6 protein-coding genes are annotated in these 22498 nt (G+C 55.6%); all 6 read right to left on the reverse strand.

Annotation, left to right across the window (positions count from 1 at the left end; genetic code table 11):
* Positions 1 to 58: 58 nt before the first annotated feature.
* Entirely contained in the window at positions 59 to 8815 is an 8757-nt protein-coding gene (locus B9Z40_RS09885; protein ID WP_100173186.1) for a YDG domain-containing protein, read from the reverse strand.
* A gap of 257 nt (positions 8816 to 9072) precedes the next feature.
* Positions 9073 to 10728 carry a ShlB/FhaC/HecB family hemolysin secretion/activation protein gene (locus tag B9Z40_RS09890; protein ID WP_100173187.1) on the reverse strand — a complete coding sequence of 552 codons (1656 nt, stop codon included), beginning with the start codon at positions 10726 to 10728 and terminating at the stop codon, positions 9073 to 9075.
* 18 nt (positions 10729 to 10746) lie between these two features.
* Entirely contained in the window at positions 10747 to 17994 is a 7248-nt protein-coding gene (locus tag B9Z40_RS09895) for a YDG domain-containing protein (RefSeq protein WP_100173188.1), read from the reverse strand.
* Between the two features lie 126 nt (positions 17995 to 18120).
* Positions 18121 to 20430 carry a CHASE2 domain-containing protein gene (locus tag B9Z40_RS09900; RefSeq protein WP_100173189.1) on the reverse strand — a complete coding sequence of 770 codons (2310 nt, stop codon included), beginning with the start codon at positions 20428 to 20430 and terminating at the stop codon, positions 18121 to 18123.
* Entirely contained in the window at positions 20430 to 21773 is a 1344-nt protein-coding gene (locus B9Z40_RS09905) for a FecR domain-containing protein (protein ID WP_100173190.1), read from the reverse strand. Before B9Z40_RS09905 ends, B9Z40_RS09900 begins: the two co-directional genes overlap by 1 nt.
* Positions 21770 to 22483: a response regulator transcription factor gene (locus B9Z40_RS09910; RefSeq protein ID WP_100173191.1), complete on the reverse strand. Its 714-nt coding sequence runs from the start codon at positions 22481 to 22483 to the stop codon at positions 21770 to 21772. Before B9Z40_RS09910 ends, B9Z40_RS09905 begins: the two co-directional genes overlap by 4 nt.
* Positions 22484 to 22498: the final 15 nt, after the last annotated feature.

Genomic DNA, 22498 nt, shown 5'->3' on the forward strand with positions numbered 1-22498 from the left:
CGCGCTCGGCATCTCACCTGAATGGCACATTGACCCCATCTTCAAACGGCCCTTTTTGTTATTTGCGGTTTGTGAATCCATTTTCAGAAGTCCCCGCATTGCCTCGTGAGGCCTGCGTATTTCTGGGAACCAGGCAAATATCCAAACCGTCCAGCACCGTTTTTTCACAATCACAGGGCTCTAAATCGGTCACCGTGCAAACCAACTCAGCTTGTGGCGATGGCAATGATGCTGGAAAGTTAGAAGCCACAGCCGGCTGTGCCGCCACAATCGTCACACTGCCGCCACCCGAAACGGGTTTCAAAGGTGGCACGATGGGTTTGATGGCATCGTTCTGCGGGGACAAAATACGTCCCAACAACACACCATCGGGCAAGGCATAGTTCGAGGCCTTGCCGCCATTGGCCCCGTCTGACCAGCTGTACTTCACATCCACCGGTTTGTTGCCGCCAGGTGTCGCCGTTTGGAATCTGCCAGATACGCTGACTGCCAATTGCTCCGCACCCACCAGTCCCTGCACCGCCCCGAGTGTGACAGTGGCATCGGTGTTGCCATCCACATTCTTGTTGGCAACCGAAGATCCCACCAGGGTCAGCACCTTGGGTGTGATGAAAGCAGACGTATGAACCGAAGTGAAAGGCAGGCTGTAGTTGCCGGAATCAAGGCCTGTCATCTGTAAATTGTCAAATTTCACCTGTTGCGCCAAAGGCTGGCCCAGTGCATTGCGACTCACGTCTTTGCTGGCAAAAAAGCCTGCGCCCAAGTCCCATTGCACAGCGTCACCCGCAATCAAATTGCTGGCAGCTGCGCGAGCCGTTGCAGTTGTCGTGCCGTCATAGGGTTTGTCATTGACGCTGACTTGAAGGTCCAAGAGTCGAGGCGTAATTTTCGCCTGGGCTTGAAAACTGTCAGCGCTGAGCGCGTAATTGCCAGCTTCTGCACCGGCCAGTGCCAAGCCTGAAACGGTGACCGTTTTGGGCACCACTTGGCCAGTGGCATCGCGGCTCACTTGCTTGTCTGCAAAAAGCGCACTGCCCGCTTGCAAGAAAACCGTATCGCCCGTCACCACGCCCACACCTGCCGAGCCGGCAAGGGTGGCCTGGGCAGTGCCGTCGTACACCTTGTCGGCCACCAATCCACTTGCTTGCAAGAACTTGGGCGTGATATTCGCCGTCGTGGTGGCCGTGCTGTTGAGCAAGTTGTAGTTGGTCCATTGACCGGTTCCATCGACCTTGACCAAAGCAGAAGAATCGCTGATGGACACCAGCTTGGAGACACCCACATTTTTGTCAGAGAAATTCGCTGTACCGCGTACTGACAAGGTCTCGAACCCCACACCCGTCAAAATGTTGCTGGCCGTGATGGTCGCCAAGGTATTGCCGTCGTAGACTTTGTTAGCAGCCGTAAAGCCCGTCAATGTCACATCTTTTTTGGTGATGACGCCCACATTCCCACTCACTGAGCTGGGTAAGCTGTAATTGGACAGATTCGTTGCACCCGTGGCTTGGTAATCGCTGTTGCTCAAACTCACTGTCACAGTTTTACCCACGCCCACGTTGGCGTTGTTGTATGCGCCTGAGGTCTTGCTCACGGTGGCACCGTCAGTACCCAACCAACCGGTCAAAAGGTAATTGGCTGAAGTCAATGTCGCAGCCGTCGTGCCGTCATATACCTTAGAGACCGTGCCCCGCAAAGCCGCTGAAATGTCGGTCGCCAAAATCGGCGCCGGGTCAATGGTCAATGCACCGTTAACACCTGTGACGGTGTAGTTGGTTTGATTCGCCACCGTCATGGTGTTGGCATAGGTGCCCACGTTGGTGCCGGTTGCGCCAGATGCACTGATGCCCACCAAACCAGCTTCCGAATCGCTACCCAAAAGCCCTGCGACGGTAAAACCTGTGACCGATTGCGCAGCACCATTGAAAGTCGTGGTCCTGCTGTTCGCAGTCGCCACCAGGGCCGCACGCGTAATCGCACCGTCCGTACCAGAAAAGCTGTTCACCCCGTTCGCGAGGAAATAGTTACCGGCATCGGTTGAACTCAGGCTAACGCCTGTTACGGAATAACCCAAATTGGTGCCCACTGTGGATTGGCTGAAGGCGCCAGTGCCGCCGATGGTGACCCGGTCATTGGTGATTTTCCCTGTCATGCCCACCACCACATTGGCAATTGAGGTGGTTGCGTCATACACCTTGCTCACGCCCGTTGCGTTGGGGGTGATTTCTTTAGGGGTGACAGACAGCGTGCCCACAAAAACAGGCGTACCCAAGAAATTAGTCCCTGTCTGGGTGTAGGCTAAATCTTTGACGTTGTAGCTACCCACCACCGTGTTGCCCGAAGTGCTCAGTGTCGCCACAGCGCTACCGTTGTAGGGTTTGAGCGTCATGGTCACCGATGTACCCGCACCATCGTTGAAGGTGTAATTGTTGTTGGTGCCAGTGCGCGTCAAGTTGTTGATCGTGACGCCGTTTCCGTCTAGGTAGGCCGCAGTCGTCGCAAAGGTTGGAGAGGCACCATAAACCACACTTTGGCTCGTTGTTCTGACCAACAATTGTCTTGCCGGGAGAATTGTGTAATTGCCGTTGACGTAAGTAAAGTCGTAATTGGTGGCAGCAGCACCTATTGGCACCAAAACACCCGAATAAGTGCCTTGGGCTATGTCATTGACCGCGTTGGTCCGCGTAACGGTTACGCCACTCGTATCCACAACGGCCTCGGTATCCCCCAACTTGAATCCGCTGAACCGAGCACCTAAAAAATTGGCCGGATCAGCTTGCGTCACAAACCGAGCATCGTCTATGGCTGTTGCTGTCAACATCGCTTTGGTGATGTTGGCCGTCGTCGTTTTGGACGTGGTGGTCAGGTTGTAGTTGTTCCAATTGCCCGTGCCATTGGCTTTGGTCAAGGTGGACACATCGGCCACGGTCACCGTTTTGCCATTGGCCACATCTTTGGTGCCAAAGAGCCCTTGGCCGCTGATGAGCAAAGTCTCTCCGTTGAACAGGTTACCGAAAGTACCGCTGGTGATGGTCGCCAGCGTCGATCCGTCATACACCTTGTTGGACGCTACCAAAGTGGCCAGCGTGATGTCACGACGGCCAATCACCAAGTTGGGCTGCGCTGTCAATGTGGTGTTGAAGGTGCCTGTACTCAGACTGTAGGCGTAACTGCCCACGTTTTCACCAGCTGCACGGCCACCGGTCAGGCCCGCTAGAACATCTGCCGAGGTCACTGCAAAAGTATTGTTGCCGCCCACACCTGCAACGGCATTGGTCAGTGTTGCACCACTGGTGGTGGCGTAGCCCACTGGATCCGTCGCGCCATAAGCCTTGTTGTTGTTCGACAGCGTCATGCTGAAACTTGGCTTGGTCGCCGTGCGGAAAAACACCTGCGTCCCGCTGGCACTTCCGCCGCCGGGCACTAACATGTCGTTGGCATGGTTAGCGTCAAAGCCCTGGCCAAAGCCTGCATTCAAGGCTGCGCTGGTGCCTTGGTAATAAAGGTTGTTAAAGCCTGTACTCAAGTTACTCAACACACCTGTAGTGCTGGGCGCACCCGAATACACATAGGTTTTGCCAGGCGTTCCATTGGTTTGCGTCAACGTATTGCCGGCAACCGTCAAGATCTGGCCACCGGTTTCAGTGCCGGCCGCGATGAGGCTGCCTGCGGCAACCACGATGTCACCCGTGCCAGCATTGATGATTTTGGGCGAAGTGACATTGCCTGTGCCCGATGTACTGACCAAAACGCCTGCATTGCCATTTTGGGTGATGGTAAAAACAGATCCGTTGATGGAGCCGCTGTTGGTCGCGCTGCCATTGCCGGCAACCACTTGTACATCACCCGTGCCGTTGTTGACGATGGTGTTGGTTTGTACGCCACCCCAAAGAGGGTTTCCGACACCCGAAAAAATATGTCCATTGCTGGCCGTGATGGACACATTGCCACCACCATTGGTCATGGCCAAGCCTTGCATGCCAATGGCTTGCTTGGTCGAATCTGTGGCGGTGCCGGTCACGTTGATACCGCCAGAAGTCGTGTTGGTGACAGTCACGCCTGCGTCAAACCCGACTCCCTGACCCGAACTCGAGGAACCTACCAATGTCATCCCTGTGCCAGAGAGGTAACTACCGGTGTAGGAGTAAAGACCATTCGCGCCCGAGTTGCTTGTGCCGGTCAGACTCAATTGTTGCGAAGCATTGAACACACCGCCTGCACCGTAATAGCCCAATACAGCGCCTGTGGTGCTCGTAGCACTGGCCACCATGGTGATGTTCTTGGCTGCGACTGTGCTTTGAGAATAAACACCTGCATTGGGGTTCGTGGTACTTGCCGTGGTCCCCGTCAAATTCACATCACCATTGGTGGCGGTGATGTTGTTGGTGATGCTGATGCCATGCCCTGTGGGCGCATTTCCTGTGAGGATGATGTTGCCTGTGCCGTGCGCTGTGATGCCGCCGACGCTGTTCACGGCATTGACCGTGAGCGTTCCGTTTGTGGTGGTCACATCGATATTGCCATTGCCTGCCGTGGTTCGGCCTGCAAAAGTGACAGAGTTGGCTTCGGTCACAAACACGTTACCGCCGGCACTGACATACAAGGTGCTGACATCGCTTTGAATACGGTTGCCCACTGCTCCGATACCGCCGTTTGTGGCGGTCAGGTAAAGATTCGTTGCAGCCAAACTGCCAGCCGTCTCAGTGATGGCGCCAGAAGATGTTAGATTTATGGTATTCGTTCCCGTCAATGCAATGGTGCTTGCCAGTGACAAGTCACCTGTAACAGTGGCCGTGACATTCCCATTGCCACTGATTGCTGTGTCTATGCTTGTGTTGACGGTTTTGTTAAACGTCAGGTTGGCATTGTTTGTCAAAGTAACGCCAGTTGTGCTACCTAAGGTGCCTGTTGCACCTCCATTTCCGACTTGCAAAGTGCCGCCATTTATTGAAGTTGAGCCGCTATAGGTATTGGTTCCACTAATTGTTTGCTTGCCCGTCTGATGAATCAAACTGCCAGTACCCGAGATCGCACCTGCGTAATCGTCTAACGCCGACATAGCGTTGTTGAGGATGACTGCCGCGCCATTGGTCACAATGCTGCCAGCACCTGTTAGACCACCTGTTAGGTTGATGGATTTGGTGGAAACACCATTGATGGTTCCAGCTAAGTTGATAGCTGCAGTAGAAGTGGAAGACGGCTTGCTGGCGGTGATGGACACATCCCCTGTTGACGCTGTGAAGGTAGTGCCAGAGTTCAGGAATGCACCAACTCCGCCTGTTGTGCCACCGATGCCATTCATCGTCAATGATGTTCCAGAAATACCAATGGTTCCGCTGGTATAGATACCGTTACCTCCACCAGTACCAGCATTGCCAGTCAGGCTAACCGCACCTGTGGTGGTGATGTTGCCAAGAATATTCAAGGCAGAGTTGGACCCAGAACCCGTCGCGTTGATGGTGACGCCACCCGAACCTGCATTGATGTTGACACCAGCGTTTTGGTTGTAAGCCCAGTTGCTACCGCCTGCTGTATCTGTTGATGTGATGTCAACCTTGCCTGTCGATCCAGTTGTGATCGAAGCATTAAGAGTTACCCCCCCTTGAGTATTACTCTGTGAAGTTGAAACGCCGGTGATGTTCAAGTCTTTGGAGGTTGTGATGGCCGCTGTGTTGTAGACACCAACGCTGGCTGTGCTCGTCCCCAGAAGGTTTGTCGTCGGTGCCACATAGCTTGTAGTGCTGGCAATTCTTACCCCTACTGAGTAGCCCGAGGCACTTCCGGTGCTCTTACCGCTCAAAACGATCTGGCCGGCGGCGTCACTCGCTGTGATGGTGCGCCTCGTTGCATTACTGGCCAAATAAAGATCATTAGCGGCCAAACTATCGCTGATTTGAACACCCGCACGAGTGGTTGATGTAGACGTACCACTGCCTGCAGCAAACACCCCACCTGTGAACGTACCGCCCGTGTTGTCAATGATCACGTTCTTGCCCGTGATGGCAGTCGAGGTCACCGAGTTGGGAACGCCGTCTTGAATGAAGATCGAGCCCTGATTGCTCTTGAGGATGGTGTTGCCGCCTGTAGAAACAAACGAGGACGCACCGCCTTGGTAGCCAGGGGCAGCGCCACCTGAAAGATAACTGTTTGAGAAAACAGAAATTGCCTCGGTTGCAGCGTTGTTGGTGGTGGCGCTGATGGTAAGGTCGCCAACTGCTCTGGCCTGCACACCGGCCATGGTGATGGTGGCGCCGGCATTGGAAGCAGATGCGTTGTTGGTGCCCGTTATGCTCAGGCGGCCCCCTGCGGTGTAGGCATTGACCAGGTTTTGCCAGTTGGTGGAGGTGTGGAAGACGGCCGTTCCACTGCCCGCGCCATTGAGCGCTCCAGTAATTGACAGATTGCCAGCAGCGGTGATGGTGTTCCCAGAGCCTGGACCAATGGTGCTGTAAAAGCCGTAGCCCGTTTGGCCGCTGGCGGTGTTGGCTGTGCCATTGATGGTGACGTTGTTGCCGTAAACGCGCACATTGCCGCCGTTGAATTGAACGCCTTGGTTGCCACCTTGTCCAGAGCCAATGATGGTGACATCACCGCCGCTGTTCAATGTGCCGACTTGGTTGCTATTGAAGTAAACGCCATGGCCGCTGGTGGTGGCCACGCCGTTTAGAGTAATGGCACCTCCATTAGATTTGATAGTGCCGTAACCGTCATACAAGTTAATACCTGTACCTGTTGCCTGCCCTTTGATGGTTAGGCTGCCTGTGTCCGCGGTGATCAAACCACCTCGAAGCATGAAGCCAGCATTCAAACTGGCATTGCTCGAGTCTTGAGTGCCCAAGGTGACGATGCCTTTGGTCGTCAAGCTGGGGTTCGTGGAGCTGCCGCCATAGGTGCCAAAGCGGATACCGCCATAACCGTTCACGGTGTGTGTGCCTTGCACCGTCAAGCTGCCGGCGCCTGCATCCAATGTGACGTTAGAGCCATCGTTAAAGACGACTGCGGAATTGATCGCACCGGCCGTGCTGCTGCTGATGCCGCTGATGACGCTACTGCCTGTCGACTTAAAGCTGCTGGTGCCAGCAAAGAGCACGCCTTGATTCCATTCGGCAGCGCCAGTGGCAGTGCCTGTGACCGTGATGGTGTTAGCGGTAATACCTGATCCATTGTTAAAGTTAACACCACGGCTGCCGCCGGTGGTGTTGCTGTTGGTGCCCGTGAGGGTCACGTTGCCATCGCCGGCATCGATTACGCTGTTGAGCGTTAGGCCGCTTCGGTTGGTGACCGTCGCGGCATTGCCAGACGCAGTCATGGTCACGTCAAGCTTGCCCGTGGATGTGTTGTCGCCACTGGCTTTACCGATGCGTTGGTTGATGGTGACGCCGTTGTCTGCTGTAAGAGTCAAGCTGGCGTTGTTGGCACCCGATTTGACAATGGCGGCATTGACCAAAATGTTGCCGTCGCCAGTAACTGCTGAACCTGGGCCTGTACCAGCTGTATCTTTGTAGATCGGTTGATTGACTTGATTGGCTGCGGTAGTGGCCACGGTCACGCTAGTGCCGGCATTCAAGGCCGTTCCGATATCAGAGGCTTTGATCTTGGAATAGCCCGCAGTGGCTGCAACTGCATCGCCGGTGATGTCGATGTTGTCTGGGTCAAGTAGCCAAACCGAAGCCGTTACCATTGCAGCATCGACCGTCAATTCATGGCCCGATGTTTCTACAAATCCACCTTGGCTCTGAAGCTTGGCACCGCGGACATCGGTGATCCTTGCCAATGCGCCCGTGGCCTCATCTCGCCCAATAACAATATCACCGCCATTGCGCAACTGGCCTTGGCTGTCATGGCCAGCACTGTTGGCGGTGATGCTGCCATCCACCTTGATCTGCCCGCCGTCAGCCAGCAAGTGCACCGCCCCGCCCTGCTCGCCCGTGGTGTCGATGCTGCCGCTTTGAATGATGCTGGCCACTGCGCTGTTGAGTACTGCGGCCTGCATGTAAACCTGACCGCCTTCGGTCACGATGGTGCCGCCTTTGGCATTGGCCACTGCCGCGTTGATGCGGCTGGGGCTCAATTCGAGTTTAATGCGGCCGCTGCCGCTGATTGGAATCCTCACCGTCTCTGCTGCGGCCAAATAAGCCGCGCCGCCTTGCGTTTGGATGCTGCCTTCATTGCTCACGCTCGCACCCAGCAGCGCCACATAGCCACCGTTGGTTTTGATGCTGCCCTGGTTTACAACACTCGCTGTACTGCCATTGCGCTCAAACTGGTGGTTGCCCGCCATGAAGTTGGCGTCGTTGATTCCTAAGGTTGATGCCGTGAAGCTGCTGGCATTCACGCTGCCGTCTTTGCCAAACAAGATGCCGTTGGGGTTGACCAAGACGACCTGGCCATTGGCATTCAGCTGACCCAAAATTTGGCTGGGGTTGGCGCTGCTCACGCGGTTGAGCATGACGGCGTCTGCGCCGGGCTGCACGATGTTGACTTTGGCGCCTGTGCCAATGTCAAAGCTGTTCCAGTTCATCACGGCTTTGCTGGTGGACTGGTGGATGTTCATCACCGCACCGGCTTGCTGAACGGTGGCCACACCTTGGGCAAGTTGGCCGCCCGAAGGCAATGCGACCGCCGACACGGAACCTGCTGGGCCAGCCCAAGCCATGCTGACCAACACACAAGCCGCAGTCAGTTGTGCGGCGTAAAGCACAACCGAACGCCCCATCGATGCCCCATTGGCTTTGCCTTGAATGCTGGCGTGTTCACCCACTGCCACGAGGCAGCCCAGGCGTTTGGAAAACACGTTTTTAAAACATTGGGAATTCATACGAGTCTTTGAAGCGCAAACCCACAAGACCTGCCTTTGTGGGTGATAAAAACACTAAATTTCAGAAATGAAATATTAGAACCATCTAACTATCAATTTTAGCAGTCAAAAACACGACCGCCGATTAAATAACCGCAACAATGCGTAATTTGTAGGTATTTTTAGAAATATTTAATAAAACTGATATTTTCGGACGAAAAAAAGCCCGCTCCAGGCGGGCTTTAATGAAAAAATTGAATTTATCGAATCAGTATGGCTTAGAAGACGAAAGTCAAAGAGGCATTCAAGCGCCAGTTGTTGGGTTTGGAGTCGATATCACTTGGCAGTGCCCCTTTGTTGCCGCCGAATCCCTTGGCCGCAGCCACGTTGTAGTACCACTTGTTCACGTTGCCACTGGTCTGCAAGCCCACTGCTTGCAAGGCATAGGTCTCGCTGAAGATGCCTGCCAAAGGCTTTTTGCTGGCCCGAACCACACCGCCGTCGTAAAACACGCCCCAAGTTTGGTTGGGTTGGTATTTGTAATTGAACTCCAACGTGGTCAGCAACGCGTCGTCACCCAAACCATCGGCTGTGGAATAAGCGCGTACGCCATTCGCACCACCCAAGCTCATCTGATTAGAGCCTTCCATGTGCTGCGATGTGCGCTGGCCACGCACTTTGGCCAAGCCGTACCACTTGCCATCCTCGCTCAGGTTGAACTGCTTGCGCGCATTGAACTCGAGCTTGGTGTAGCTGTTTTCAGGCACGTTTTGAAAGTTGACCAAGGTGGCGTAATGACCAACCACCGCAGTCACTTCAGCACGCATGGGTTCATTAGACAAACGGTCGCTGTCGGCTGACAGGCGCAAACGCAACTGGTGGTCTTGCACCCGATTGACCTCGACCCCGGTTGACGACAGTTCGCTGCGAGATTGGCGTGTGGAAAGATCGGCCGCACCTTTGAACACCAACTCGCGGCGATGGCCCAGAATCTTTTCCAGTCCCATGACCAAGTCGTTCGACTGGCTCTGCGTCACCGACTGCCCGCCCCGAATGCCCTCGCTTCTTGAATGGCCCAAACCCATGCGAAAGCGGCTGTCCCAACTGGCCACAGGCATGTCGTATTCGCTGCGCACATAGGTGATGCCCTGGGACTTTTGCCCCGTCAAGGTCAAACGCGAGCTGGGTAAATGCCCGCCAAAACTCACCTGCCCCAACACCTGCGCCTTGCCAAACTGGCGAAGGCCATAGTTGTTGGTCTGCACCAAACCACCCAACATCTCCCAGGGGCGCGAAGGGGCTTCTGTCACGTTGACCAGCAAATCGAGCAATTCGGGGCCTGCCGAGCGGATGACCACATCCAACTCCAGGGGCAAGGAAAAGCTCACCGCATCGAGCTTTTGCTCCAAAGACAAAATATCCACGGGCATACCGGGCTTGAAGTCGGCCTCGAAACGGGCGTTCAAATCTTTGAGGTAAAGGTTGGCCAGCGCCTCGTCACGGGTGAACACCTTGACACTGTTGATGCGCGGCAGCACCAAACGGATGTGCAACTTGTTGCCCTCGACATCGGTTTGGGCATAGGCCATGAAGCCCATGGCCTTGGCCGTGTCGTTGACCCAGCCTTTGAAAGCGATCATCTCTTCTTCGGTCACGGGCTTGCCCATGAAACGCTTGAAGTAAGCCTCAATCTCGGGGCGAAGTGCGTCGTCTTTGATGTCCAGCACATCCAAACGCGCCATGGGGCTCACGTCTGAAAAGTCTTGCAAATCCGGCGCTATCGGTTTGGCCGCTGGTTTGGCGGGCAGTTTGCTTTGCGATTCTTGAATGCTGCGCTGCGCGTCTGCGCCCGCATTGCTCTGCGCCCAGACGCCTGAAGTAACGGCCATCAAAGCCAAAGTCAATGCGGTTTTTTGAAAAGGATAAAGTTTCATGACTTCACTCGTTTTGTATTAGTTCTTGCTGTTAGCAGCCTGCACCGGTGCAAAGCACATCTCGACGCCCGGAATTGTAGATTCTTGGCACTCGCACTTTTCTGGGTTGAGCACCGAACACTCTTCGCGGCTGATGACTTCGTCTTCAGTCGAACCCTCAGCCACACCCAAAGCCGCACCGCTGTTACCACTGCCCGACACCACTACCCGGCCACCACCACTGGTCCTCGATGGGTTCACGATCGGCTGGACCGGATTGATCGCAGCCACCAAAATGGCGGCTCGTAAGACCTCGCCCGCCAAGGTGTAGTTTCTTGCCACGCCATTGGCGCCATTGGCCAGAGCGTACTGTGTGGTCACCGCCTTGTTGCTGCCAATCTCTGCATCGGCAAACTGGCCTGTGGCAGAGACCACCAGCGACTCGCCCGCCACCAAATTCACCAATTGACCGGGTTTGACTTGCGCGTTCGTGTTGCCGTCTACGGTTTTGTCTTGTGCCACGCTGCCCGTGATGCTCAGCGCCCGTTGCAGCACTTTGGCCGAAGCACCCGATTTGTCACTCACGTTGTAGTTGCCAGCGGATGTACCGTTCAGGCTCAAACCACTGACGGTGACCGCCTGGCTGGCCACAACGCCTGCACCGTCAAAGGCCACGTCTTTGCTGGCAAAGTTGCCCACGCCCGACTGGGTCGACACGCTCACGCTGTCGCCCGTGACCAGGCCTGAGACTACTGCATTGACAGTGTTGATAGTTGCGGTGGTGGTGCCGTCGTACACCTTGTCGCTGGCGGTGATGCCTGAGACGCTGAGGTCTTTGGGGGTAATCTTGGCCGTAGTGCTGGCAATGCTGGTGGCATTGGTCAGTGTGTAGTTGGCACCATCGGTACCACCCAAGCCCACACCCGTTCCTGTCACCGTCACAGTTTGTGCCACCACATTGCCGGCCCCATCACGGGCCACGTTTTTGCTGGCGAAGGTGCCTGTTGCACCCAACACGTTGACCACATCACCGGTCAAGATGCCAGCGCTGTTGGCGTTCAGTGTGGCGGCATTGTTGCCGTCATAGACTTTGTCAGCTGCGGTCACCGTGGCTGCAATCGCTTTGGGTGTGACCACGTAGTTGGCCAAACTGGTGGGCGCTGCGGTGTAGTTTGCAGCGTCATCGCCGCTCAGGCCGTTGGCCACGGTCTGTTTATAGGTGCCTGCCTTGAGTTGGCTGCTGCTGCTGTTGGCTGCGTCCACCAAAGTGGCCTTGGCATTACCCAGATCGACTTTGTCACCCGAGAGCACACCACTGACGCTGGCCGCACCTGTGGCCGCTGTTGTGCCGTAAGTGGTGGTCACGCCAGCGATCTGGGTGTTCAGGGCCAGTTTGCTCACCACATAGTTGGCACTACTGGTACCGCTGAAGTTGTAGTTATCAGCATCGGTGCCACTCACCCCTGACGAGACGCTTTGCACATATGTTCCGGCTTTCAAATTCCCACTGCTGCTGTAAACAGGCGCAATCAGAGACGCAGAGTTGATGCCGACCAAATCACCCGCAATTGCACCAACAAACTGCACCCCACCGATGCCCGCATTGCTGCCGTATGTGGTTTGAACAGCTGCAATGTCAGCACCCAGCGCCAACTTGCTCACGTTGTAATCGCCTCGATTGATATCGGAAAATGAATAATTTCCAGCATCTGAGCCGCTGAGGGCGGTGACAGATTGGATGCCAGCATAACTTCCGAATTTCAGGTTGCCACTGCTGCTGGTGTTGCCCGTTGTATCAATGGTCACTACTGGAGAGATGACATCACCCGCCAGAATTTTGGTCAGTGTGACTGTTCCCTTTACAAGTGGTGAGCCATAAACAGATTGACTTGCACCCACTGAACCTGTCAAAGCCAATTGCCCCACTGTCACGCGCGCTACTTCACCTGTTTTCAATGTCATTGTGTACTGGTTGCTTGCAATGCCGAAGTCGTAACTTCCTGCATTGAGAAAACTGGCACGGCTGTATGTAGCACCGGTTGAAGGAGTCAGCGACACATCATTCATCAAGTCAGCACTGGAAATATTCAACGTACCCGCCGCGCTAGTCTGGGTGATCGTCCCCGCATTGCTGGCAATCACAGCAGATTTGAGTGACGCATTCAATGCTGAAACGTCTGCACCCGAGTTAGATGTGTTCACATCACCGTAGGTTTTTGTGACACTGCCACCATTAACTTGAATCGCCACCTTCTCGCGGAACATCACTTGTGCACTGGCACCGCCAGGGATGGTGCTGCCATAAGCCGCGTTAGCGACAGCGTTCTTCGTGTTCGCCAAAATGGTGGACAGAAAAAGGCCACTGTTAAATACACTCAAGTTGGACAAGGCACCGGTGTCGATGGCGTTCCCTGTATAGACGTAGGTCTTGCCTGTGCTGTTTTGCGTAATGGTGTTACCCGATACCGTCTTCACCTGACCGCCTGTGCCGGTGCCTGCAGCAATGGCCGTGCCCGCAGCAACGACTACGTTACCGGTGCCGTTATTGATAATTTTGGGTGCAGTAACGTTGCCTGCACCTGAGGTTGTGACTTGAACGCCGCCACTGCCATTTTGGGTAATGGCCAAATTAGTTCCGTCGATCGCACCCGAATCAGTTGACAGGCTTGGCCCTGCAGACAAAACGACCGCTCCAGATCCTGCGTTTGTGATGGTGTTAGCCTGACCGCTGTTAGCAATAACGTCTCCTTTAACCGCCGTGATTTGAACACCTCCATCAGCACTGGTGTTCTCAATGATGGTTTTATACAGTCCCACACTGCTGCGGCTAGTACTGTTGGTCGAGCCTCTCAAAATCAGATTGCCAGTTGCCGAACCAACTGCTAATTTGTTGAGCACTTGAGCGCCATTGTCCAAGCCAATACCTGAATCGATGTTGCTGGTACCTGTGATGCTCATGCCAGTACCAGACTGGGTTTTACCAGACCACATGTAAAAACCTACACCAGCACCTTTGCTCTCTGCAGTGGCCGTGAGGTTGTTGGTTGCAATCAAGCTACCGCCAGCCCCGTAGTAACCCAACACATCAGCGGTAGTGTTAGAAGCCAACGCGTTGAGCGTGATGTTTTTTGCAGTCACTGTGGCACCATTGGTAATGCCTGCAAATACAGTGTTGTTTGGACGGTTGTCGGCTGCAGTCTTGCCCGTCAAAACCACATCACCATTGCCTGTGATGTTTGCCGCAATATTTAAACCCGTCCCACTTGTTCCTGTCGAAGTACCGTCAAGTGTGATGTTGCCTGTACCCGCGGAGGTGACGCCGTTGATACCGTTCACAGATGTCACATTCAAGGTGCCGTTGGTTGTTTTGACGTCAATATTGCCTGAGCCTGTTGTCTTGGCTGCAAGGTTTAGCGCATTGACTTGGCCTGAAAACTGGTTGCCTGCCGACGACATAGCCAAGTTGGACACATTGCTAGTGATGCGTTTACTCAAAGTGCCAATGCCACCACTCGTAGCTGTCAAATAGAGGTTTGTGGCAGTGATCGAGCCAGCAGATTGGGTGATATTCCCACTGGCGTTGAGGTTGACGGTGTTGCCTACGGCGCTCAAGTTGACGGCTTTGGCCACATCCAAATTGCCAGTGATGGTGGCGCTGACCGTGCCATTGCCTGAGATGGTGTTGTTGATCACGGTATCGACGTTACGGTTGTAGACCAAGCCAGCACCGTTGGCAAGAGTAACGTCTCCTGCACCCAAGGTGCCTGTGCTGCCGCCGCTGCCAACTTGCAAAGTACCAGCGCTGATAGTCGTGGTTCCGGCGTAGGTGTTGGTGCCCGTGAGGGTGGTGGTGCCTGCACCTTGCTTGACCAAAGATCCACCGCCGCTGATCACGCCCGACAGTGTGCCTGCCATGGCGCTGTTCACCGTGATCGAGCCGGTGTTGCCCGCAGCTGTGGTGATGTTGCCTGTACCCGAGACAGCGCCGGTGGTCGATGTGAGCGTGGTCGTGCTGCTGGTGCCGGTGGTGCTGATGGCTGCCCCGATATTGAGGCCAACACCTGGTGTGGTGCGCTCACCGGTCAAGCCAATTTGACCTGTTGCAGTAATGGCTGCGGTGGTAGAAATGCCATTGCTGGCGGTGCTGGTGCCCAACAAGCTCGTCGTTGGAGCCACAAAACTGACAGTGCTGCCAATGCGCACACCTTGAGACGAGGTTGAATTGTTACCAGTGCTCTTGCCGCTAAGCACAATTTGACCACTGGTATCGCTGGCTGTGATGGTGCGCAGAGTCGGGTTGCTGGCTAGATACAGGTCGTTGCTGGCCAGGCCATCTGAGATTTGAACGCCTGCGTGAGTGGTTGAAGTGGCCGTACCACTGCCTGCTGTAAAAACGCCCCCAGTGAACGTGCCGCCGGTGTTGTCAATGATCACGTTCTTGCCGGTGATGGCTGTCGAGGTCACCGAGTTGGGAACGCCGTCTTGAATGAAGATCGCGCCCTGGTTGCTCTTGAGGGTGGTATTACCGCCTGTAGACACAAAGGAAGATGCACCGCCTTGGTAGCCAGGGGCAGCGCCACCTGAAAGGTAAAGAGCCGAATAAATAGAAATGGCGTCTGTCGCAGCATTGTTGTTGGTGGCGCTGACGGTGAGGTCACCACCTGCTCTGGCCTGGACACCGGCCATGGTGATGGTGGCGCCGGTGTTAGCTGTCGAAGCGTTGTTGGTGCCCGTGATGCTCAGGGTGCCGCCTGCGGTGTAGGCATTGACCAAGTTTTGCCAGTTGGTGGAGGTGTGGGCAACGGCTGTGCCGGATCCTGCGCCATTGAGGGTGCCGGTGATGGACAGATTGCCAGCAGCCGTGATGGTGTTGCCTGCGCCTGGACCGATCATGCTGTAAAAACCGTAGCCCGTTTGACCGCTGGCGGTGTTGGCTGTACCGTTGATGGTGACGTTGTTGCCGTAAACGCGCACATTGCCGCCGTTGAACTGAACGCCTTGGTTTCCACCCTTTCCAGAGCCAATGATGGTGACATCACCGCCGCTGTTCAATGTACCAACCTGGTTGCTATTGAAGTACACGCCATGGCCGCTGGTGGTGGCCACGCCGTTTAGAGTAATGGCACCTCCATTAGATTTGATAGTGCCGTAACCGTCATACAAGTTAATACCTGTACCTGTTGCCTGCCCTTTGATGGTTAGGCTGCCTGTGTCCGCGGTGATCAAACCACCTCGAAGCATGAAGCCAGCATTCAAACTGGCATTGCTCGAGTCTTGAGTGCCCAAGGTGACGTTGCCTTTGGTCGTCAAGCTGGGGTTGGTGGAGCTGCCGCCATAGGCACCAAAGCGAATGCCGCCATAGCCTGCCACGTCATGCGTGCCTTGAACGGTCAAGCTGCCCGTGCCGCCATCCAACGTGACGTTAGAGCCATCGTTAAAGACGACTGCGGAATTGATCGCACCGGCTGTGCTGCTGCTGATGCCGGTCATGACGCTACTGCCTATTGACTTGAAGCTGCTAGTGCCAGAAAAAAGCACGCCCTGGTTCCACTCGGCAGAGCCCTTAGCAGTGCCTGTCACCGTGATTGTGTTGGCGGTAATGCCCGAGCCATTGTTGAAGTTCACACCACGGCTGCCGCTGTTGGTGTTGCTGTTGGTGCCTGTGAGGCTCACGTTGCCATCGCCGGCATCGATTACGCTGTTGAGCGTTAGGCCGCTGCGGTTGGTGACCGTCGCGGCATTGCCAGATGCAGTCATGGTGACGTCGAGCTTACCCGTGGAGGTATCGCTACTGGCTTTGCCAATACGTTGATTCACAATGATGCCGTTGTTAGCTTCGAGCGTAAGCTTCGCATCTTTGCTGCCATTTTTAACAATCACAGCATCGACCACGATGTTTCCATCAGAAGTGCCAACAGAGCCAGCTAAACCTGTACTGATTTTGACGTTGGTCCCCGCATTCAGCGCATCTTGAATGGTTGTGTTTTTTATTTGGCTTTCAGTGACTGCTATTGTGTCTTGAAATGTGGTGTTTGCAGGGGGTGCTCCAGCATCTGAAATCGAGGGGGTAAAAGGTAAAGGTGTGCCACTGACAATCCGGATGTTGGTGGGGTCGAGCAACCAGTCTTTGGCTTTGACGGAGATGCCGTCCACTTCCAAATAACCGCCCGAAGTCTCCACAAATCCGCCCTTCGACTCCAGCTTTGCCCCGCTCGCGTCGGTGCTTTTAGCCAGCACGCCTGATTCGGTGTCGCGACCAATGATGATGTCGCCGCCCTTACTCATGATTTGCGTGCTGTTGGCTGTGATGCTGCCACTCACCTTAATCTGCCCGCCGTCGGCCAGCAAGTGCACCGCCCCGCCCTGCACCCCTGTGGCGTCAATGCTGCCGCTTTGGATGATGCTCGCCACCATGGTGCTGAGCGATGTCGCTTGCATGTAAACCTGACCGCCTTCGGTGACGATGGTGCCGGTTTTGCCGTTGGCCACGGCTGCGTTGATGCGGCTGGGGCTCAGTTCGAGCTTGATGCGGCCGCTGCCGCTGACTGGGATCTTGACCGTTTCGGCTGCGGCCAGGTAGGCAGTGCCGCCTTGCGTGTTGATTTGGCCTTCGTTGCTGACACTGGCGCCCAACAAAGCGACGTAGCCGCCCGTGGTGTTGATGCGGCCTTGGTTGACCACTGTGGCCGTGCTGCCGTTGCGCTCAAACTGCTGGTTGCCCGCCATGAAGTTGGCGTCGGTGATGCCCAGAGTCGAAGCCGTGAAGCTGCTGGCGTTGACGCTGCCGTCTTTGCCAAAGAGCACGCCATTGGGATTGACCAAGACCACTTGGCCGTTCGCATTGAGCTGGCCCAGGATCTGGCTGGGGTTGGCGCTGGTCACGCTGTTGAGCATGACGGCGTCTGCGCCGGGTTGCACGATGTTGACCTTGGCGTTTTGACCAATGTCGAAGGTATTCCAGTTGACCACCGCTTTGGAGGTGCTCTGGGTGATGTTCATCACGGCACCCGACTGGCTTATAGAGGCTGCACCTTGAGCGACTTGACCACCTGTGGGCAATGCGCTTGTTGCAACCGGCCCAGCCCATGCCAAAGTGACCAAAGCGCACGAGGCCGTCAAAACACCCACAAATTGCAAAACCGTACTGAGCCAATCGGTGCCCGCAAAACCCACAAATTGGCCTGAAGCTGCGCCGGTGGCCTTGCCTTGGCTGCTGGCATGTTCGCCCACGGCGACCAGGCAGCCCAAGCGTTTCGAAAATATGGTTTTAAAGTGACCCGAATTCATAACCGCTCCAAACAGATACCAAAGATTTCACAAAGAAGTCGGTATTGTCGTGGCGATTATCGAAATTAACTCTTAAGGAATCATAAATTAACCAATGAAATCAATCAATTTGGCAGAAAAGACCATTCAAAGTCCATTTATTGTCGAAATTGGTACTTTGATGCGCACCAAGGCGCGGCTACCGGGCTCGGTGGGCAAGTCCAGTTGAATTTGGCCGTTGTGTTTTTGAACCACCGTTTTCACAAACTCTAGCCCCAAACCGAACCCTCTGGACGTGTGCTCTTGGCCTGTGCTGTTGGCCACTTGTTCGCCCACGGTATTGGCGATGGTCAAGTGCACCATGCGCCCTGCCAATTGGGTATCGGGGTCGTGCGACAAGCTGAGGCGTATCTCGGTGTTGGCTTGGCCATAACGGATCGCATTGACCAGAAGGTTCACCAGCATGCGGGTGAACAGGCGCTGATCGGCCAGGATGAATTGCGGATCATCGTCAAAGTCTTGCACCAGTCGCATTTGGCGGCTGTGCGCCAAGTCTTTGACCTGGAACATGGCTTCGTCCAGCAGGCCGTCCACCAAAATCTCAGACCGCTGGTAGGTTTGCGCCTGCGCTTTGATAGAGAAGATGAAGTCGTCCATCATGTTCAGCAGGGTGTAGGCGTGGCGGTAGATGTTGGCTGCGGTTTTTTGGGCTTCGGGGTCTTGTGCCCGAGCCTCACCGGCCGAGTCCACTGGCTTTTGGCGGCTGAGCGAGATGATGGACGCAATGGGGGTGCGCATGTCGTGCGAGAGCAGTTGCAGCGTTTGCTCGCGCTGGGCCTGAAACTGCCGCACTTCGGTGATGTCGGTCAGGGCAAAAATCCACAAGGTGCTGTCGTCAGACTGCGGCAACTGCGCCACGCGCAAGATAAAAAACCGTGCTGTGCCAGACCCCACTCGGGCCGTGACGTAATGGTCTTTGCCCAAAAGGGGCTCCAGGTGGCGAGTCGTGCCCAAACCCAAATGCGCCAACAAAGGGAGCAGTGACTGGCCCGTATCGAGCAAACTCTCGGGAATGTCTTGCTTCATGCGGGGGCTGACCAAGAGCACGCGCTGCTCGGCATCGGCCACCAACATGGCGGTCGGGATTTCAGAGACGATGCGGTTCAAAAATGCCACCCGTTCGCTGGTCACGCCAATGGCTTTGTCGAGCAAACGCGAGTATTGCAACACGGTGTCACTGGCAAAGTGCCGCAGCTTGAGCCCACCTCTGCCCAGCGTTTTGCGTTGAATTTGAACTTGCTGCAGTTGTGCGGCACGTTCACCCATGAAGCTGACAATCATCTCGTTGCGTCGCCAAGCCCATGCGGGTTTGACCAAGCCAATCGCCAAAATGCACAGCCCCGGGTCAAACCACGCATCACCCGCCCACAGAAAAACAAAGCTAACGACCAAGGCTGAAACCACGGTGATCAGCGTGACCAGCAGCTCAAAAAATGGGCTGAACACCATGAGGGCGATCATGACCGAGAGCACCGCCCAAGAGCTGAGCGCCAACTGCACCCACAGGGGGACAGGGCTGATGAGGTTACCGCGCAAGATGTCATTGAGTAAGTTGGCATGCAACATCACACCGGGGGTGCCCGAGCCTTGCCGCCCGGAGTAAATGGTGGGAAAGTGGTCGCCCAAACTGGGGGCGACCGAGCCGATCAACACGTATTTGTCTTTCAGCAGCCCCAGCGGGAATGAGCCCGACAAGGCGTCGGCCAAAGACACCACGGGCAAACCGATTTCGGGGTCAACCAAATTGAAACGGCGATAGGCCCCGTGAGACTGGTAGTTTTGAGCAGGTTGGCCAGACACCGCCAAGGCCAAATGCGGCAAGTTGCCCTCTTGCAAATAAGCTCCCCGAGAAAACCCGTCGCTCTCAAACGTGATGTTGATGTGCGCCAGTCCTTGGGCCGCGTCGATCAATTGGCCTTCAGGCTTGCGAACGACAAAGTGCGCACTGGCCTGAGCGCGGGGTTGCTCCACCGACAAAAAAACCTTGTGCCGCCGCATCTCTTGCGCCAGCTGCGCGTCGGCCGGACTGGGGTCGGGGAACAAGATGTCAAAGCCAATGGCCTTGGGTTGGTTGCCGGTGTCGGCCAGCTTTTTGAGCAAATCAGCATACACACGGCGGTTGAGGGGCCAGCCGCCCAGCTCATCAATGGTTGCGTCGTCAATGCCGATGATGACCACGTCGTTCGAGGGCAAAGGGGCTCGCAAACGGTGCATCTGGTCATAAATGACCAGGCCCGGCGTGGTGCCCCATTGCATGACGGTGAAGAGGCACAAGGTGCTGAGCGCAAGCAGCGTGACGACTACCCATTCCAGATAGAAGCGCTGCTCGTCGCGTGATCGCCGTCCTTGCCACAAACTTGGCCAAATCTTAGTCAAAGTGGCCAACAAGGGGTTCATCAGTCGGCGCCAGGGATGGCCACCAACTCAAACTGGCCGTTGATGCCGGCTTTCGCAGTGCTGTTCACATCGTGCTGAATGCGCCAACGGTATACGCCAGAGGGCAAGCCTCGAAACACCAACAGGTTGTTGACATTGGCCTGAATGGGGCCATTGATCAAATCCACCGTTTGGCCTTGCGCATCCACTTTTTGGAAAAGCAAGTGCGGGTTGTTGAACCCTGCCATGTTGAATGGCACGTTGCAACGCCATTGGTCCAGGCGTTTGTAGCCCTTGCACACGGCAAAGTCTTGCGACGAACCCATCAGGCCCGTGGTTGAGACCGAGGCCCATTGGTAAAACACGGGTTTGACACCCAACTCAGGGGCCAACACTTGGGACTGCTTGGGTTGGCTTTCGGTGACGGGGGCGCTGAAGTTGGCGTCCTCGGCCGTGAGCAGCATGAAACGGTCCGCCGAGGGATCGGCCTCGAACTTGAGCAGCCAGTCTTTGCTGCCGCCTTGCACTTCGGCTTTGCTGTAGCGAGGGGCAGAGAGCAGTTTTTCGATGTCGAGCGACTGGCCATTGGCTGCGATGGCCACACCTTCGCCAGATTGAGCGCGTTTTTCGGCCTTTTCTTGCCCGCCGCGTGCACCCACAGCGCCAACTTTGACTTCGACCTGGCTGGTGCGCTGACGGGCATTGAAGCCCACCCGGAACTCGGTGCCACGGACACCCGCGACCGACGTGGGCGTGAGCACTTGGAAAGGCGCGTCATTGCTTTGGCGTTTGCGGGGCACGTCGATTTCCATGCGCCCATCGAGCAACTCGATTTTGACTTCTGGGGATGTTTCGAATGCGTTGCGGCGCAGAGTTTTGAGCTGAATAACGGCCCCCGACATCAGGCGAAGCATGGAGTCGTCTTCGAGGGTCAAGGCAAATTGGCAGCCCGCTGGGATGCGCAGAACAGCGCCTTCGCTCAGAACGGTGCCCATTTGGATGGGTGCAGAAGCGTTGCCATCGATCTGGATCACCGATTTGCAATTGAGCCTGGTAACGGTGGCTGTGGCAGGCGTGTGCTTGAGCAAGTCACGCGGGATGTTGATTTTGTGCCCCACCGAAATGCGGTTCACGTTGACCAACTTGTTGGCCTGAATCAAGCGTTTGAGGGCATCAGCGCCCTGCATGTGCTTGGCGACCAAGCCCAACAAGGTGTCGCCTGGCTGCATTTGGTAGACCAAGTGGTCGGCATCCGGCGGTGTGGCGATTTGCGCATGGGCGGCGCTGGTCATGGCCAACAAAGACGCCAAGACGGCGCAGCGCCAATGGGTCAAGGTCTTTTGCATGGGTTTGATTTTGGTCATGAACTGGCCCCCTCGGCTTGGGCCATTTGCATCAGGCGGTACCCAAATCCGTGCACCACCACCAAACGCACTTTGTCGGCGTTGGCACCGATGTTGAGTTTGCGGCGAATCCAGGAAATGTGCACGTCCAAGGTGCGTGATAGCGCGTCTTCCTCGCGACCCCAGACCTCTTTCATGATCCGGTTGCGGGCAATCGGACGGTCGGGATTTTCAAACATCAAACGGCAAAGTTCATATTCTTTTTCGGTCAGCACCACCGCATGGCCGTCGACCTTGATCGAGCGGTCGATGTGGTCAAACACGTAACCGGGCATCAACTCCCCCCCTTTGCTCAAAGGGGCAGCGGGTGCAAATCGACGCTGCAAAGCGGCCACACGGGCCATGAATTCAAATGCCCGAACGGGTTTGGCGCAATAGTCGTCGGCACCCGCATTGAGGGCCTGGACAATCTGGTCTTCGGCGCTGTTGCTGGTCAAAAAGACCACGGGCGAAGCGAGTTTGAGCACTTCACGCAGGTGCTGCAAAACCTCGAGCCCATTGGGACCCGGCACATGCCAGTCGAGCACAAACAAGTCAAAGGTGTCTCGGCCCAGCGCCCGCATGATCTGGTGGCCGTCTGCGCAATGCTCCACCGTGTGTCCGGCTGCGGTCAAAAGCGCCGTGACTTCTTGGGCCAGGGTGATTTCATCTTCAAGCAGGGCGATGTGCATAAGCGGCGTTCAAAA

This window comes from Limnohabitans sp. 15K (assembly GCF_002778285.1).
GTDB lineage: Bacteria > Pseudomonadota > Gammaproteobacteria > Burkholderiales > Burkholderiaceae_C > Limnohabitans_A.